The organism is Rhizobium sp. B21/90 (assembly GCF_019355815.1).
Taxonomy (GTDB): domain Bacteria; phylum Pseudomonadota; class Alphaproteobacteria; order Rhizobiales; family Rhizobiaceae; genus Rhizobium; species Rhizobium rhododendri.
Genome location: NZ_CP072165.1, coordinates 316,644 through 332,684, shown reverse-complemented (window position 1 = coordinate 332,684; position 16,041 = coordinate 316,644). Strand labels below are relative to the sequence as shown.

Below are 16,041 nucleotides of genomic sequence, written 5' to 3'. Positions count from 1 at the left end.
TGTGGACCTCATGCAGGGGTGCCTGCCGCAGTCAAACTCCTGAGCATTCTCGCATCGCCGGAAGACGCCGCAGAGCAATTGTGCGCAGTGCGGGGTGCTCCGGCGTGGGCTCTCATAACCTTGGGTAAAAGGCAGGCTCATCCCGCAAACATTACGTTTTTAGGTTGCATCTCCCGCTGGCGGTTCTAGATCTCTTCCGCAACGCGCTTTGCATGTTGATCCGCATGATCCGGGAGGAGGAAATCTTGTCAGACCCAGCCACCACGACCACGGTGCCTTACACGGCCGAGGAAACCCGCCACCGCATCGTTGCGATCATGGCTGCATCTTCGGGCAACCTTGTGGAATGGTTCGATTTCTACGTCTACGCCTTCACCGCGCTCTATTTCAAAAGCTCGTTTTTCCCCAACCAGGATCCGACGGTCCAGCTGCTTCAGACGGCCGGGGTTTTCGCTGCGGGCTTCCTGATGCGGCCGATCGGCGGTTGGCTCTTCGGCCGCGTCGCCGATCGTCTCGGGCGCAAGACCTCGATGCTGATCTCGGTATCGATGATGTGCGGCGGCTCGCTGATGATCGCGGTCCTGCCGACCTATGCGCAGGTCGGGGTCCTCGCGCCCTTCCTGCTGCTGGTCGCACGGTTGATCCAGGGTCTGTCGGTGGGCGGCGAATACGGCACGACCGCAACCTACATGTCCGAAGTCGCATTGCGCGGCCGGCGCGGCTTCTTCTCGTCTTTCCAGTATGTCACGCTGATCGGCGGGCAACTGCTGGCGGTGCTGGTGATCGTCATCATCGAGGCGCTGATGACCAGCGAACAGATCACCGAGTGGGGCTGGCGCATTCCCTTTGCAATCGGTGCCGTCGCTGCCGTCGTATCGATCTTCCTGCGTCGCACCCTGACGGAGACCCAGAATGCTGAAACCCGCAACAGCAAGGAAGCAGGCTCGCTCTCGGCACTTTTCCGCAATCATACCCCCGCTTTCCTGACGGTCCTCGGCTACACCGCCGGCGGGTCGCTGATCTTTTACACCTTCACCACGTACATGCAGAAATATCTCGTCAATACGGTCCACATGCCGGTGAAAACGGCGAGCTACGTGATGACCGTGGCGCTGTTCCTCTACATGTGCATGCAGCCGATATTCGGTGCCTTGTCCGACCGGATCGGCCGCCGCAACAACATGCTGCTGTTCGGCGGGCTCGGCACTCTTTGCACGTTGCCGATCCTCGTCACGCTGCAGCACGTCACCGACCCCGTCATAGCAGGCGTCCTGATCGTGGTCGCACTCGCCATCGTCAGCTTCTACACTTCGATCAGCGGCATCGTGAAAGCCGAGATGTTTCCGGCCGAAGTGCGCGCCCTCGGCGTGGGTCTCGCTTATGCCGTGGGCAACGCTATATTCGGCGGCTCCGCAGAATTCGTGGCGCTATCGATGAAGAACGCCGGAAACGAGCAGCTGTTCTACTGGTATGTCACCATCATGATGATAATCGCCTTCCTCGTCGCCCTAAGACTCCCCCGCCAGGCACGCTATCTGCACGATGACCATTAAGTAAGGGCGGATTCGAGCCTGAGGTATTGCGTGTTTCAGGATCGTGACGGGAGGTGAATGATGGACTGGTCGTGGCAAGGGCTGAGGCGCTCATATCTGACGACGCCTGTGCTGCTGCGGTCTATTCCGGTCGGTATGGTCATCGCATGCGGCGTCGTTGCCACCAGCTGGACGCATAGTTTGCTGAGCAACCATCAACAACTCGTCGTCCACGCCTATCAGGTCATAGACACCACCAAAGACGTACTGATCGGCCTCGACGATGCCGAGACGGGACAGCGGGGATACCTGTTGAGCGGAGATAGCCGCTATCTGGATCCGTACGAAAAGGCCTTGACGAGACTGACGCAACTGCGCGCGACCTTGGCGGTATCGATCTCCGACAACACAGTTCAGGTGGAACGGGTGCGCAGGCTGAACGGTCTTATCGACGAGAAGCTCGCGGACTTGCAGCAATCGATAACCACGCATGACGCCAAGGGTTTCGAGGCGGCGAGGACGATGGAACTCGAAATGATGCAGAAAGCCACGATGGACAGCATCCGGCGAGTCATCGGCGACGTGACCGAAACCGAAAAAGCACTTCTTGCCGCCCGACAGACAAAGGTGGACCGGGACGAGATGCTTATCCGCGTGGTCGCCATCCTCGTCGGTCTCGCATCCTTCCTGACCCGCGCCGGTATCGAAGTGTACCTTGCAAGGACCGGGCGTGCATCGGTTGCAAGCCCTAGGGCAGACGCAGCCGTCCCAAGCAAGAGCTTGGAGAAAGACCGTTGAAGGCTGGCATGCCCGACGGCACGCGACACGCTTCGGCCGCTGAAACGCAAGTTTTCTAGAATACAGGCTAATTGGTCGGTTAGCGCTGTTCGGCATATTTTGAAAATGCCCGGTTTTGCGCTTGCCACCCTCAGCCGCAGATTTCAGGGCAACGTCACGCCCTTTGCCGACACTCCCCGACTGGCCTCCGGTTCCCCCCAAATTGCTGCACTGCCACAAATTTAGCCACTGAAAAACAGTGCGACGTTTTTAGCGTCGTCCGCTTGACAATTCATGGCTGATAAAGCTTTTTATCAAAATCCAGTAAAACAGACGTATGTCCGGTATATTGGACATTCAATAAATCATCTTTTCAAGGGGAACGTCATGACCTTTTCTATTCGTGCCGGCCTGATCGCCCTGGCCGCAGCAGTCGTTTTTTCAAGCCCCGTTCTTGCCGACGGCAGCAAGCTCGATGAAGTGCTTGCACGCGGCCACCTGGTAATGGGTACCGGCAGCACCAATGCGCCGTGGCACTTCAAGAGTGCGGACGACAAGCTGCAGGGCTTCGATGTCGATATGGGCCACATCATCGCAAAGGCCTTGTTCGGCGATCCGGACAAGATCGAATACGTCAACCAGTCGTCCGACGCCCGTATTCCGAACATCACCACGAACAAGGTCGACATCACCTGCCAGTTCATGACCGTCACCGGCGAGCGCGCCCAGCAGATTGCCTTCACCATTCCCTATTACCGCGAAGGTGTCGGCCTCATGCTGAAGGCTGACGGCCAGTATGCCGATTATGCCGCGCTGAAAGCGGCAGGCTCGTCGGTCACCGTTTCGGTGCTGCAGAATGTCTATGCCGAAGCCATGGTCCACGCAGCGCTTCCGGACGCCAAGGTCGACCAGTACGACTCCGTCGATCTCATCTACCAGGCTCTGGAATCCGGCCGGGCCGATGCTGTCGCCACCGACCAGTCATCGCTCGCCTGGTACATGACCCAGAATGCCGGCAGGTATAAGGATGCCGGCTATGGCTGGAACCCGCAGACCTACGCTTGCGGTGTCAAGCGCGGTGACCAGGATTGGCTGAACTTCGTTAACACGGCTCTGCATGAAGCAATGACCGGCGTTGAGTTCGATGCCTATGCGAAGTCCTACAAGACCTGGTTCGGCAAGGACCTGACACCGCCGCAGATCGGCTTCCCGGTCGAATTCAAGTAACTGGCTCCGGGGAGCGAGGCATCCCTCGCTCCCTGTTTCTCCGAGGACGACCATGGGTTACACGCTGAATTTCTCTGCGGTCTGGCGCAATTTCGATTTTCTCTGGAGCGGTTTGGCGTTGAGCCTCGGCCTGGCGGTCATCTCGATCGTGATCGGCGCCGCAATTGGCCTGGTGGTTGCATTTGCCTTGCTGTCTAAGCAGCGGTTCGTGGCCATCCCGGCGCGCTGCTATGTGACGCTGATACGCAACCTGCCTATCCTCGTGCTGGTCCTGTTTGCCTATTTCGCGCTGCCGCAGATGGGATTCAGGTTAGACAAGGTGAAAAGCTTCATCCTGGTGCTTTCCCTCTATTCGGGCGCCTATCTGGCGGAAGTATTTCGCGCCGGGCTGCTGTCCATTCCGAAGGGCCTGACCGAAGCCGGCCTCGCCATCGGCCTGACCTCGAGCCAGATCCGCACCTCGATTATCGCGCCGCTGATGTTCCGGAACGTGCTGCCGTCGCTGTCCTCGACGATCATATCCCTGTTCAAGGACACATCGCTTGCAGCGACCATTGCCGTGCCGGAACTGACCTTCGCCGCCCGCAAGATCAATGTCGAAAGCTTCCGTGTCATCGAGACATGGATGGTCACCTCCGGTCTCTATGTCGTCACCTGTCTTCTCATTGCTGCCGTCATGCGCTTCTTCGAGCGCCGCCTGGCGCTGCCGAGGTAAGCCGATGTCCCACAGTTTCCTCGAACAGCTCTGGATTGCCCGCTATGTGATCGTCAGCGGGCTGATGATGACGATATCGATCTCGCTGCTGGCCATCGTTGCCGGCTCGGTCGTCGGTGTCTTCGTCGGGCTCGCTCTGGCTTACGGTAACATGGCGCTGCGGTTTGTCGTGCGGGCCTATGCCGACATCATCCGCGGCACGCCGGTTCTCGTGCTTGTTCTGGCCAGCTACTATGTCTCGAGTGCCGTCGGTCTTGACCTCGGTCCTTTTTCTGCCGGCGTGCTGGCGCTGGCGATCTTCTGCTCGTCACATGTCGGTGAGATCGTGCGCGGCGCGCTGCAGGCAATCCCCCGGGGGCAGACGGAAGCCGCCAAGGCGATCGGCCTGACGTTCACGCAGACATTCACCTCCGTGCTTTGGCCGCAGGCGTTGCGCCAGTGCCTTCCGGCCTGGGTCAACACGGCTGCAGAAATCGTCAAGGCATCGACGTTGCTTTCGGTCATCGGAGTGGCCGAGCTGTTGCTGCGCAGCCAGGAGATCATCTCGCGCAACTTCATGAGCCTGCAGTTCTACTTCCTCGCAGGCGCCCTCTATTTCGTCGTCAATTTCGGGATCGAGCGCTTTGGCAAATTCGTCGAGCGCAAGACCATGCTGCCATCTTGAGGAGGCTTGCCAATGGCCAAGACCATGCTTGAAATCAAAGGCCTGCGGAAAACCTACGGCCACCATGAAGTGCTGCAGGGCGTCGATTGTTCCGTCGCGGAAGGCGAGGTGATCTCGATCATCGGCTCGTCGGGTTCCGGCAAGACGACGATGCTTCGCTGTATCAACATGCTCGAGGAGTTCCAGGGCGGAACCATCAACCTCGATGGCGAGGAGATTGGCTACCACATCGAAGGTAGCTCGCGCCGCCGCAAGAGCGAACGGGAAATCGCACGCCAGCGCGCGCTAACGGGCATGGCCTTCCAGCAATTCAATCTCTTTCCCCATATGACAGCGGCCGAAAATGTCATGCTCGGTCTCGTCAAGGTGAAGAAGATGCCGAAAGCCGAAGCCCGGACGCTTGCCGAGCGCTGGCTCGATCGCGTCGGCCTCTCGGCGCGCAGCGATCACTATCCCGGCCAGCTGTCGGGTGGCCAGCAGCAGCGCGTTGCGATTGCCCGGGCGATCGCGATGTCCCCGCGCCTGATGCTGCTCGATGAGGTGACCTCTGCGCTGGACCCGGAGTTGGTGGGCGAAGTACTGCAGGTTATCAAGGGCCTGGCGGCAGACGGAATGACCATGCTGCTGGTGACGCACGAGATGCGTTTTGCCTATGAGGTGTCGTCGCGGGTTATCTTCATGAACCAGGGTGTCATCTGCGAAGAGGGCGATCCCAGGGAAATGTTCGTACAGCCGAAGACCGAGCGGCTCGCCGAGTTTTTAAAGACCTCGAGTTTCAACTAAGCAGGAAAGTGAAATATTATGACGATCAAACGTTATGGCGCCGGAGAAAAAGGCGCTGGCGGTCAACCCCTTCCGTTCGCACGGGCTACGGAAGCCGGTGGCTGGCTTTATGTTTCCGGTCAGGTCCCCATGGAGAATGGCGAGATTGTGCCCGGCGGCATCGTCACCCAGAGCCGGAAGGCCATCGACAACATGATAGCCATCCTCGATGAGGCCGGCTACACGCTTCAGGATGTGGTGCGCGTCGGTGTCTGGCTCGACGATCCGCGGGATTTCTGGAGTTTCAATGGCGTCTACGCCGAATATTTCAGCGAGAATCCTCCCGCGCGCGCTTGTGTCCAGTCGCGCATGATGGTCGATTGCAAGGTCGAGGTGGATTGCGTCGCCTATCGCTCGGATCGCGCCTGAATATTGGAGAAATGCATGGCTGAGGCTGCTGTCGAGATCGCATCGCGACGCACCAGAGGACTGGATCGCGCTTTCGAGATCCTGGAGTTTCTGCGCGTCAAGCGCCAGCCCATGAGGCCCAATGAGATCGCGGCGGAAATAGGCGCGCCGCGATCCTCGGTATACGAACTGGTCAACCTGCTTCTCGGCCATGGCATGCTCGACTATCAGGGAGACGACGGGCGGGTGTTCCTCGGCCGTCGTCTGTATTTCCTTGGAACAGCCTATGCCGAGCATTTCGATCTGATGCGGGAATGCGAGCGCATGCTGACCCGGCTTGCGGTGGAAACGCGCGAAACTGCCCAGATGTGTCTGCTCGAAGGCAACAAGTACACTGTCGCGATGATGCGCGAGGGCATTCGACCCTTCCGTATTTCCTCCAACGTAGGCGAAACAGTTTCGATCCCCTGGACGGCGTCGGGACGGCTGCTCGTCTCACACCTGACCGACCAGCAGATCATCGATTTGATCCCGCCGGAAGATTTCACGCTGCCGGATGGCAGGCAGCTGGATCCTGCAGCCTTTCTGGCCGAGGTGCGGACTGCAGCGCGGGATGGATATTTCACCTTCAACAGCGAGGTGGAAAACTTCACCCATTGTTTCGCCGTGCCGATTTACCAGGCCGGTGGCAACTGCATTGCCACCCTCTGCCTCGTCGCGCCTCGGGAAGATGGATTGCGCAACCGCGAACTCTATCTGGAGAGCCTGTTGACGGCCGCGAACGAGATCTCCGACAAGCTCGGGTTCCACAACGAGCGTGCCAGGGTTGCCGTCCCCCGCTGAGGTCTCCGGGCTGGCTGGCTACTTGGGTCGCAGCACGGCCATGCTCATAAGTTTATGCGTTTTTTAGCAATACGACCCACCGAATTGATGTACTCTGCCCTCAATAGCAGGAACCGGGAAAAGCCGGCCTACAGGGGAAGTCGATGCATGAGATACGTCGTCGATGATATCAGCGGTCAAGCCGGGGGCGATGCCTGGCAGGCTGCGGTGACCGAAACCTATTTTCCACTCGATACCGAATACCGCAACAGGCGGGAATTCAGGGGCGTGCTGGAGACATGGTCTCTAGGCCTCGTCGGTGTGTCGAGGATGGAGTGCGACGGCGTCAGCTATCGTCGCCACCGCCGCCACTTTCTCAACGAACGAGATGCAAGTCTTCTCATCACCATTCCTGAAGTCAGCGAAATCGACTTCTCGCAAGGCTCGCGCAGCGTCAATTGCAAGCCGGGTGGATTCATTTTGGAGCGTGGCGATGCGCCCTATGAATTCTGGCACGGCCGCCCGAATGCCCTCTGGGTGCTGAAGGTCCCGGCTGCGAGCGTGCGCTCACGGATCGGCTCGACGGATCGGTTCAGCGCGCTCAGTTTTGACGGGACCCGCGGTGTCGCCGCCCTCTTTCTCGATACGGTACGGACGACGATCAACCATGTCGACGACATCGACGACGTCGCGCGTGAACTGACCGGTCGGCACATTCTCGAAATGCTCTGCCTGTCGATCGTCAGCGACGACCGCGTGCTCGATAGCAATATCTCTTCGATACGGGCAGGGCACCTGCATCGTGCCGAGCAGTACATTCGCGACAATATCAAGAATGCAGATCTCGGTCCGCAATCGGTAGCGGAAGCTGGCGGCATTTCGTTGCGCTACCTGCAGGGCCTGTTCCAGGACAGCAACAAGTCGATCAACGGTTTCATCCGCGACAGCCGTCTGGAGCGCTGTGCCGAGGAACTGATGTCGCTGACCGTCACCACGACGATTGCTGAAATCGCCTATCGCTGGGGCTTCACCGACCAGTCGCAGTTCTGCCGTCACTACAGATCGAAATTTGGCTGCTCGCCAAGCGAGACGCGCCGCGAGGCCCTGCTTCGGGCAGGTAGGACCCACCCGGGAAAAAAGCCGCACTAGCCACTTCGGCCGAGCGGCAAGGGGACATTTGACGCCGTCCGGGCGACCGATCCGGACTTTCGCAACTACCGGACAATCGAAGCGCCATTCCGTGAGGGGTTGGCGAGCGAAGAGTGCTGTCCGGTCGAACCATCCAGAGGATAGATCATGGCGAAGACGAGAGTTGCGGTGGATGTGGGAGGCACCTTCACCGACATTTGCATCATGGATGAGGAGACCGGGTCGATCCGTATCGAGAAGACGGCGTCGACCCCGGATGATCCGATGCAGGCGATCATGAACGGCATCGAGCAGGGCCGCATCGAGCTTTCCGAGGTTACCATGTTCTCGCACGGGACCACGGTCGCCACCAATGCGCTGATCACACGCCGTTTGCCGCGAACAGCAATGGTCTGCACCGAAGGCTTTCGCGATGTCGTCGAGATCCGGCGTGCCAACAAGGAGGACCTCTGGGATACCTACAAGGATGTCGCCAAGCCGTACATTCCGCGACGCGACCGGCTGACGGTTGGCGAACGTGTCGACGCCGAGGGCACGGTCCTCGAAGCCCTGAACGAGGACGATGCCCATCGTGTTGCCGCGATTCTGAAAAAGCGTGGCATCAAGTCCATCGCCGTCTGTTTCATGAATTCCTACGTCAATGGCGCAAATGAACGGCGCATGCGCGATATCCTCAAGGCCTCGATGCCGGAGGTGCCGGTGTCGATTTCCTCCGAAGTCATGCCGGAAATCTTCGAGCACGAACGCTTCTCGACGACCATGGCAAACGCAGTCTGCGCCCCTGTGGTTGTCGATTACGTCTCCCGGCTCGGCGAAAAGCTGGCTGCCGGCGGTTACCAGCGAGACCTGCTGCTGCTGCATTCCGGCGGTGGCGTGATGACGCCAGCGAGTGTTATAGACTTCTCCGCCAGGCTCGCGGGATCGGGGATCGCGGCGGGCGCTATCGCCAGCCGCTTTATCGGCAATCTCTGCGGCTTTCAGAACTCGATAGGCTTCGATATGGGCGGAACGAGCACGGATGTTTCGCTCGCCTGGAACGGTCAGTCTCGTATCACCAAGGACTGGTACATCGAGTTCGGCTATCCCATCCGCTTTCCCTCTATCGAGGTGCTGACGATCGGTGCCGGCGGCGGGTCGCTGGCCTGGCAGGACGAGGGCGGATCGCTACGCAACGGCCCCCAGTCGGCCGGCGCCAATCCCGGCCCGGCCTGCTATCGAAACGGCAATCGGATTGCCACGAACACAGATGCAAATGTCGTCCTCGGCCGTCTCGGCAGCAGCCTCGCAGGCGGCAAGATCACCCTCGATCCGGCGCTTGCCGAGGAGGCCGTACAGGAAACGGTGGCGACACCATTCGGCATGGAGCTTCACGCGGCTGCCGAGGCAATCGTTGCCGTCGCCAATGCAAACATGGCCAATGCCGTACGCCTGATGTCGATCAGCCGTGGATACGATCCGCGCGACTTCGCGCTCGTTGCCTTCGGAGGTGCCGGCGCCCTGCACGGGGCGGCTGTCGCAAGGGAGCTTTCCATTCCGACCGTGATCGTGCCTCCCAATCCCGGCGTCACCTCGGCCCTCGGTTGCCTGCTTGTCGATGTGCAGCACGACTTCTCCGAAAGCTTCATGACCGACGCCTCCATCGTTGCGCCGGCGGAGCTGGAGGCTGCGTTCCAGCGCATGGAGGCGCAAGCGTCCGAGCGCTTGCTGCACGAAGGGATAGCGCCGCAGGATATGGCGCTCCAGCGGACTGTCGAGATGATGTATCAGGGCCAGTGGCGCTCGCTCGCTATCAGCGCACCCGCCCGGATCGTGAGTATTGCATCCCTGATCGATGCTTTCCACGCGGAGCACGAGCGCGAGTTCAACTACCGCCGCGACGAAGCCCCGGTTGCCATCTTTCGCGTCGCAGTCAAGGCGATCGGTCTCGTGCCCAAGGCCGAGCTGCCGAAATATCCGGTGCGCGACCATGCGCCTGCGCCCCTCGACCGACGCGCGGTCTGGTTCGACGGCAAATCCTACGATGCGGCGATCTATCAGCGTGAGGGGCTCGAAGCGGGTGCCACCATCTCCGGCCCCGCAATCGTCGAACAGTTCGATTCGACCACGGTTGTCCCGCCAGGCATGAGCGCCAGGGTCGACGCATTCCTGAATATTCTTATCGGAACGAAAGGCTGAGACATGACCAACTTCGTCGAAACCGAAAAGAGCCTCGATCCGGTCACCTTCGAGGTGCTCAAGAACTCCTTCATCACCACGGTCGACCAGATGGCCGAACAGATGCTGCGCACCTGTTATTCGTTCGTCATCTACAACCGCGACTTCTCCAATGCGTTGCATGACGCCGATGGCAACTCGGTTGCACAGGGCAACTACGACATCGCAGTCCATGTTGGCACGCTGCACAATACCTGCAAGGAAGTCATCCGTGTATTCGAAGGCGACATGGCGCCGGGCGACGTCTACGCAATCAACGATCCCTACGCCGGCGGGACCCATTTCAGCGATGTGCGGCTCGTGCGCCCGATCTTCGACGAGGACACGTTGATCGGGTTTTCGCAGTCGAACGGGCACTGGTCGGACCTCGGAGGGTCGGTCCCCGGCTCCTTCGACGTCACAGCCCGCGACATGTTCCGGGAAGGCATGCGCATCACGCCGGTGAGGCTATTCCGTGCCGGCCGCTTCTGCTCCGATGTTGCCAATCTGATCGCCGCCAATACCCGCGATCCTGCATCGATCATCGGTGACATCCATTCGCAGGCCCAGGCGACCCAGGTAGCGGAGCGGGAACTGCTGCGTCTCGTCAAGAAATACGGCCGCGACACTGTCGTGCGCGGCATGGAGGAAGTTCAGGACTACGTCGAGCGGGCCGTCCGCAAGCGCCTTGCCGAATTGCCCGACGGCACCTGGGAAAGTGTCGACTATATCGATCGCGATCTCGGTGGCGGCGAAGGGATGATCCCCATCCACATCAAGATGACGATCAAGGGCGACACGATCCATTACGATTTTACCGGCAGCCACAAGACGATAGGGTCCATGTACAATTCCGCACCGGGGGCGACCTTTTCAGCGGTGGTCGCGGGAATGAAGACCTTCTTCCCTGATCTTCCCCTTAACAGCGGCTTTTATCGCATGATCGAGGTGACCGCGCCGAAAAACAGCGTTGTCAGTGCCGAGTGGCCGGTGGCAGTCACAGGATTCCTGATGCCGTTCGAGAAAATCATGAATTCGATCTTCGAGATGTGGTCGCAGATCATGCCGGAACGCGCCATCGCATGCGCTTTCAACCTCGAATACCTGCTGGCCGGGGGTCGCGACGCGCGCAAACCGGAAAAGCCGATCTTCATGTTCTACGAGTGGCTTCCGGGGGGATGGGGTGGGCGCAACGGCAAGGACGGCGCCGACGTGACGACTGCCTGCTTTGGAACCGGCCTGATGTCGCAGCCGAACGAAGGTAACGAGCGCGTCAACCCGACGCGGACGACGGAGTTTCAGATCAAGCAGGATTCCGCCGGTCCCGGCAAATGGCGTGGCGGTGTCGGCGTGCAGAAGACCTCGGTGTTGCTGGCGGCCGAAGATGCCGTGATGTCCTATATCTGCGATCGCGAGCGCGCCGTGGTCTGGGGTGTCGAGGGCGGGCTCCCCTCTATGCCGCACGGGCTGACGATCCGCCGCGCGGGCGAGGAGGTCGACACCTGGCTCGGTTCGGTCTTTTCCGACTATCCGGTGTTCACGGGCGATCAATTCGCCCGGCCGACAGCTGGTGGCGGCGGCTTTGGCGATCCGCTGGAGCGCGATCCGCTTCATGTGCTGGAGGACGTGATCGACGATTATGTCTCCATCGAGCGCGCCAAGGTCGACTACGGCGTCGTGTTGAAGGTCATAGATCGCGATCTCTGCGAGTACGAAATCGATCTCCCCGCAACAGAAGCTGCCCGCACCGAAATCCGCGACAATCGCAAGCAATGGGCGCGTTCGGATCCGGCGATGGTATCTGCTCGCTACAAGTCGGGCGAGATCGACGCCATGGATGCAGTTCGTCGCTTCGCGGTCATTCTCGATTGGGAGAGCGGCAACGTCCTCGAGAACACGACCCGGCAATTCCGCGAGAGCTTCGAGAGGCGCAGCGTAGCACACTGGAAGTGAGCGCCAGCGGCATTGCCTCGGTTGAGCTTGGGAAGGGCGTATCTCTTTTTACGATATTACATCCAGGAAACTACTATTTCACGGGCAGGCTTGCCTCTGAAATGATGCTGGAAAGCCGCAAAGACGGCGATTGAAGGGGTAGAAGGTCAATGTCCGAACATCTGCAGCGGTCCCTGACAGTTGCCGGCAGCATCGAGGAAGCGCTTGCCGCGCGCCGACAGGGTGCGGCGATCCTGGCCGGCGGAACGTGGCTCATGCGCAATCCGCGTCGGGGCCACGCGTTGCCGGACGCATTGGTGTCGCTCCACAAGATTGCCGGGCTGACCAGCATCCACATCGAGACCGATCGCGTGACGATCGGTGCGGCCGTAACACATGATGCGCTCGCCCGGTCACTTGCGGGCATAGGCGGCCTTGAGGCGCTGGCTGAAGCTGCATCCGGCGCTGCCAACCCGGCAATCCGCCGGGTGGCAACTATCGGCGGCAATCTCTGCACGCAAGACTTCGCCGCCGCCGATCTTCTGCCCCCGCTGTTGGCCCTCGCGGCGGAAGTCGAGCTGTACGGCAACCAAGGGACAATGCGTGTCCCGATGGTGTCGTTTCTCACGGATCTGAAACGGCTGCTCGCCGATGCCATCCTCGTCAGGGTGATCATCAACCGCGACAGCGCCGCCACCGCGCATGTGAGGCTGCCGCTGCGCCGGGCAGGCGACTATCCGGTTGCCCTCGTTTCGATGGCGCGCCGCCTCGATGGCCGAATTCTCGTTGCCGTCGGCTCTGTCGAGCATGTGGCGCGGCACTGGCTTTCGCTAGAACACGCGCTTGCCACCGAGCCGGGCGGATCGCCCGCTGAACCCGAGAGAGCTTATACCCTTGCCACCGGTTGCAACGACTTCCAGGCCCGCGACGGAATGGAGGCGGATGGCTGGTACCGGCGGCAGGTGTTGCCGGCGCTTGCCCGCCGATGCATGGCAGCACTTCTGAAGACGGAGGCCACCCGATGACCGTGACGCTTCACATCAATCGCTCCCTCTATCGTTTCAACGGCGATCCGATGACGCCGCTGGTCGATATACTGCGGCAGGAACGTTTCCTGACAGGCACCAAGGCCGTTTGCCGCGAGGGATTTTGCGGTGCCTGCACTGTGAGTGTCGACGGAGAGGCCATCATGTCCTGTCTCCGCCCGATGGGATTGCTCGATGGCGCCCACGTATTGTCGATCGAGGCGATGGCGACCGGCGATGGACCGCTGCATCCTCTCCAGGCCGCGTTCGAGGCGGCGGATGTGGTCCAGTGCGGAATGTGTTTTCCGGGCATGGTCATGAGCCTTGCGCCGTTCCTCCGCGACAATCCGACGGCCAGCCGGGACGATGTGAAATCGGCAATGGTGGGCAATATCTGTCGATGCACGGGCTATGAGCGCATTATCGATGCGGTGATGGATTACCTCGGACAACCGGCCGAGGAGCACGTCCATGACTGATGCTTCGACGACCGTGATGGATCTTCCCCGCCGAGACGCCCGCGACAAGCTGCGTGGACGAACGAAATACACCAATGACAGGGCCCGTCCGGATATGCTGCACGCTGTCCTGTTGCGGTCCTCCGTGCCCGCTGGCCGCATTACGCGGCTCGATGTTTCCGCTGCTCTCGAGTGCCCCGGTGTGCTGGGAATTGCGACCGCAGCGGATGCGCCCGGCAATTACGGCATCGGTATCGCCGACCACCCGCTCTTTGCCGTCGATGTGATCCGCTACAATGGCGAGCCGCTCGCCGCGATTGCCGCCGAAAGCGAGGCCGAGGCGCGGGCGGCCCTGGCTGCAATCATTCTGGAGATCGAACCCCTTGCCCCCGTGCTGACGATGGCGGAGGCGCTGACGCCCGGCGCCCGATCGCTGCACGAGGACTGGCGGACATATGAAGTGCTGACCGAGGGCGGTGCACGATCCGGCAACATTGCCTGGGAAGCGAAATCGGTACGAGGCGATGTCGATGCCGCCTTTGCCCGCCCCGATGTGACGATCGTCGAAAGCAATTTCGTCGTCGGCAGGCAGAGCCATGTTCCCTTCGAGCCGCGTGTCGCAATCGGCAGCTGGGAGGACGGCCGGGCGCATATCCAGACATCGACGCAGGTGCCATGGACTGTGCGCAATGTGACCGGTCGCGTCATGCAATTCCCGCCGGGCCGCGTTCGCGTCACCGTTCCGCCGGTCGGCGGCGCATTCGGCTTGAAATTCGATGCGTCGATCGAGCCGATTACGGCACTCTTGGCTCGGATCACGGGCCGGACCGTCATGCTGGAGAATACTCGGCAGGAAGAGATGGCCACCTGCCTCTGCCGGGAGAACGCAGAAATCAAAATTCGCTCGGCCGTATCAACCGAAGGAGAAATCGTCGGGCGCGAGGCCGTCGTGTTGATGGATTGCGGCGCCTATGGCGGCGAACAGGTCTTTCTCACCACCATGACCTCCCATACCCTCGGCGGTAGTTATCGTCTGGGCGCTGCCCGCCTCGTCAGCCGCGCCGTCTACACCAACACGCCGCCGAACGGCGCCTTCCGGGCTTGCAACGGCGTCTATAACGGCTTTGCGCTGGAGCGCCATACCGACGAGATATGCGCCGCAATCGGCATGGACCCCATGGAGTTCCGCAAGCGCAATGTGCTTGGCGACGGCGATCTGGGCCCGACCGGACAGGTGTTCGAGGGTGACGTCCTGCGTCCGATGCTGGAGCGGATGGAGGCACTGCGGGAAAAGACAGGAACGGCGGAAGCCCGCGCCGACGGTCGCCTCTATGGCCGCGCCACCACGGTGGGAACCTGGTTCATCTTCGTTGGGCCATCTGCCGCGACCATCAATCTGAATGCCGACGGCAGCGCCACGCTGGTGACGTCCGGCGTCGAGATCGGCTCGGGAACAATGGTGCAGGCGCTGCCGCAGATCGTTGCCGGCCAGCTTGGGCTGCGACCGGAGCAGGTCGTGGTGCGCGAGGCAGATACGGATTCCGCCGGGCTGGATGTCGGGGTCGGTGGCGGGCGGACGACCGTCTCTATCGGTGCGGCGAGTGTGGGTGCGGCGGCCGAAGTCCGTGAAAAGCTTCTGCGGACGGCCAGTGAGATGTTGCAGACCGCCGCGAGCGACCTGGTGTTGCGCGAAGGGCGGGTGGAAATTGCCGGGCGACCCGGGACCGGCGTCGCCATCCCGACGGTGGTCGCCCATGCGCAATCGACCACGGGGCCGATCAGCGGTACGGGCAGCTTCACCGCAAAGAACACGCCGGCGATGGCAGGCTGTGCGATGGGCCACTTTATCGACGCGCTCGATATTCCCGTCTTCGTGGTTCACGAGGCCGAAGTGGCTGTCGATCCGGATACCGGGCATGTCGAGGTTCTGGCCTACCGGGTGGTGCAGGATGTTGGACGCGCGCTCAACCGCCGTGCCATCATGGGCCAGATCCAGGGCGGCGTCGTCCAGGGCCTCGGCTATGCGCTGCACGAGGAAGTGACGATCACCGCTGACGGCCGGATCGCAGAGGACGGCTTCGAGACCTACCGCGTGCCGCTGGCCGGGGATGTCGTGCCTGTCGTCGCGGATCTCTATGAGGGCGCGCCGTCGATGGGCCCGCTCGGGACAAAGGGAGCAGGCGAAGTCCCGATCCTTGCCGTCGGCTCGGCCATCGCCTGTGCGGTTGCGCGCGCAATCGGCAAGCCGGTCTCCAGCCTGCCGCTAACGCCGCCGCGCGTCCTGCGCCTGATCAACGATCTCGAGCCCACCCCCACCCATCCGCACATCGCCGCAGATTGGGCGACCAACACGCTGGGCTAGGCTTGTTGCCGCGTC

The 16,041-nt window shown here is 61.1% G+C and carries 15 protein-coding genes; all 15 read left to right on the top strand.

All coding sequences use genetic code 11. The features are described from left to right. The first annotated feature begins 245 nt into the window (after positions 1-245). The 15 genes from J5278_RS29575 (at position 246) to J5278_RS29505 (ending at position 16,026) form a co-directional block, all read left to right on the top strand. Positions 246-1,553, top strand: a complete 1,308-nt coding sequence (locus J5278_RS29575; RefSeq protein WP_224127992.1) for an MFS family transporter — start codon at positions 246-248, stop codon at positions 1,551-1,553. A gap of 57 nt (positions 1,554-1,610) precedes the next feature. After that, positions 1,611-2,330, top strand: a complete 720-nt coding sequence (locus J5278_RS29570; protein ID WP_209185612.1) for a CHASE3 domain-containing protein — start codon at positions 1,611-1,613, stop codon at positions 2,328-2,330. Positions 2,331-2,696: 366 nt separating this feature from the next. Continuing rightward, positions 2,697-3,536 carry a transporter substrate-binding domain-containing protein gene (locus J5278_RS29565; RefSeq protein ID WP_209185611.1) on the top strand — a complete coding sequence of 280 codons (840 nt, stop codon included), beginning with the start codon at positions 2,697-2,699 and terminating at the stop codon, positions 3,534-3,536. A gap of 52 nt (positions 3,537-3,588) precedes the next feature. Beyond that, a complete protein-coding gene (locus J5278_RS29560) occupies positions 3,589-4,251 on the top strand; it encodes an amino acid ABC transporter permease (RefSeq protein WP_209185610.1) in 663 nt (220 codons plus the stop codon). Positions 4,252-4,255: 4 nt separating this feature from the next. Next, positions 4,256-4,915, top strand: coding sequence for an amino acid ABC transporter permease (locus J5278_RS29555; protein ID WP_209185609.1), 660 nt, complete (start codon positions 4,256-4,258; stop codon positions 4,913-4,915). A gap of 12 nt (positions 4,916-4,927) precedes the next feature. Further along, entirely contained in the window at positions 4,928-5,698 is a 771-nt protein-coding gene (locus tag J5278_RS29550) for an amino acid ABC transporter ATP-binding protein (RefSeq protein ID WP_280636339.1), read from the top strand. Between the two features lie 18 nt (positions 5,699-5,716). After that, complete coding sequence (locus tag J5278_RS29545) at positions 5,717-6,106, top strand: RidA family protein (protein WP_142824993.1); 390 nt, start codon at positions 5,717-5,719, stop codon at positions 6,104-6,106. Between the two features lie 15 nt (positions 6,107-6,121). Beyond that, positions 6,122-6,928, top strand: coding sequence for an IclR family transcriptional regulator (locus J5278_RS29540; protein ID WP_209185608.1), 807 nt, complete (start codon positions 6,122-6,124; stop codon positions 6,926-6,928). 147 nt (positions 6,929-7,075) lie between these two features. Further along, positions 7,076-8,056: a helix-turn-helix domain-containing protein gene (locus J5278_RS29535; RefSeq protein ID WP_209185607.1), complete on the top strand. Its 981-nt coding sequence runs from the start codon at positions 7,076-7,078 to the stop codon at positions 8,054-8,056. Between the two features lie 147 nt (positions 8,057-8,203). Next, a complete protein-coding gene (locus J5278_RS29530; protein WP_209185606.1) occupies positions 8,204-10,231 on the top strand; it encodes a hydantoinase/oxoprolinase family protein in 2,028 nt (675 codons plus the stop codon). A gap of 3 nt (positions 10,232-10,234) precedes the next feature. Further along, positions 10,235-12,202, top strand: a complete 1,968-nt coding sequence (locus J5278_RS29525; RefSeq protein WP_209185605.1) for a hydantoinase B/oxoprolinase family protein — start codon at positions 10,235-10,237, stop codon at positions 12,200-12,202. Further along, positions 12,199-12,336, top strand: coding sequence for a hypothetical protein (locus J5278_RS29520; protein WP_209185604.1), 138 nt, complete (start codon positions 12,199-12,201; stop codon positions 12,334-12,336). Before J5278_RS29525 ends, J5278_RS29520 begins: the two co-directional genes overlap by 4 nt. 15 nt (positions 12,337-12,351) lie before the next feature. After that, complete coding sequence (locus tag J5278_RS29515) at positions 12,352-13,206, top strand: xanthine dehydrogenase family protein subunit M (RefSeq protein WP_209188065.1); 855 nt, start codon at positions 12,352-12,354, stop codon at positions 13,204-13,206. After that, positions 13,203-13,685: a (2Fe-2S)-binding protein gene (locus J5278_RS29510; protein ID WP_209185602.1), complete on the top strand. Its 483-nt coding sequence runs from the start codon at positions 13,203-13,205 to the stop codon at positions 13,683-13,685. The genes J5278_RS29515 and J5278_RS29510 overlap by 4 nt, the downstream gene beginning before the upstream one ends. Further along, complete coding sequence (locus tag J5278_RS29505) at positions 13,678-16,026, top strand: xanthine dehydrogenase family protein molybdopterin-binding subunit (protein ID WP_209185601.1); 2,349 nt, start codon at positions 13,678-13,680, stop codon at positions 16,024-16,026. The genes J5278_RS29510 and J5278_RS29505 overlap by 8 nt, the downstream gene beginning before the upstream one ends. Positions 16,027-16,041: the final 15 nt, after the last annotated feature.

Coding starts and splice junctions, on each gene's coding strand:
- J5278_RS29570 (WP_209185612.1), top strand. CDS start 1,611: ATGATGGACTGGTCGTGGCAAGGGCTGAGGCGCTCATATCTGACGACG.
- J5278_RS29565 (WP_209185611.1), top strand. CDS start 2,697: ATGACCTTTTCTATTCGTGCCGGCCTGATCGCCCTGGCCGCAGCAGTC.
- J5278_RS29560 (WP_209185610.1), top strand. CDS start 3,589: ATGGGTTACACGCTGAATTTCTCTGCGGTCTGGCGCAATTTCGATTTT.
- J5278_RS29555 (WP_209185609.1), top strand. CDS start 4,256: ATGTCCCACAGTTTCCTCGAACAGCTCTGGATTGCCCGCTATGTGATC.
- J5278_RS29550 (WP_280636339.1), top strand. CDS start 4,928: ATGGCCAAGACCATGCTTGAAATCAAAGGCCTGCGGAAAACCTACGGC.
- J5278_RS29545 (WP_142824993.1), top strand. CDS start 5,717: ATGACGATCAAACGTTATGGCGCCGGAGAAAAAGGCGCTGGCGGTCAA.
- J5278_RS29540 (WP_209185608.1), top strand. CDS start 6,122: ATGGCTGAGGCTGCTGTCGAGATCGCATCGCGACGCACCAGAGGACTG.
- J5278_RS29535 (WP_209185607.1), top strand. CDS start 7,076: ATGAGATACGTCGTCGATGATATCAGCGGTCAAGCCGGGGGCGATGCC.
- J5278_RS29530 (WP_209185606.1), top strand. CDS start 8,204: ATGGCGAAGACGAGAGTTGCGGTGGATGTGGGAGGCACCTTCACCGAC.
- J5278_RS29525 (WP_209185605.1), top strand. CDS start 10,235: ATGACCAACTTCGTCGAAACCGAAAAGAGCCTCGATCCGGTCACCTTC.
- J5278_RS29515 (WP_209188065.1), top strand. CDS start 12,352: ATGTCCGAACATCTGCAGCGGTCCCTGACAGTTGCCGGCAGCATCGAG.
- J5278_RS29510 (WP_209185602.1), top strand. CDS start 13,203: ATGACCGTGACGCTTCACATCAATCGCTCCCTCTATCGTTTCAACGGC.
- J5278_RS29505 (WP_209185601.1), top strand. CDS start 13,678: ATGACTGATGCTTCGACGACCGTGATGGATCTTCCCCGCCGAGACGCC.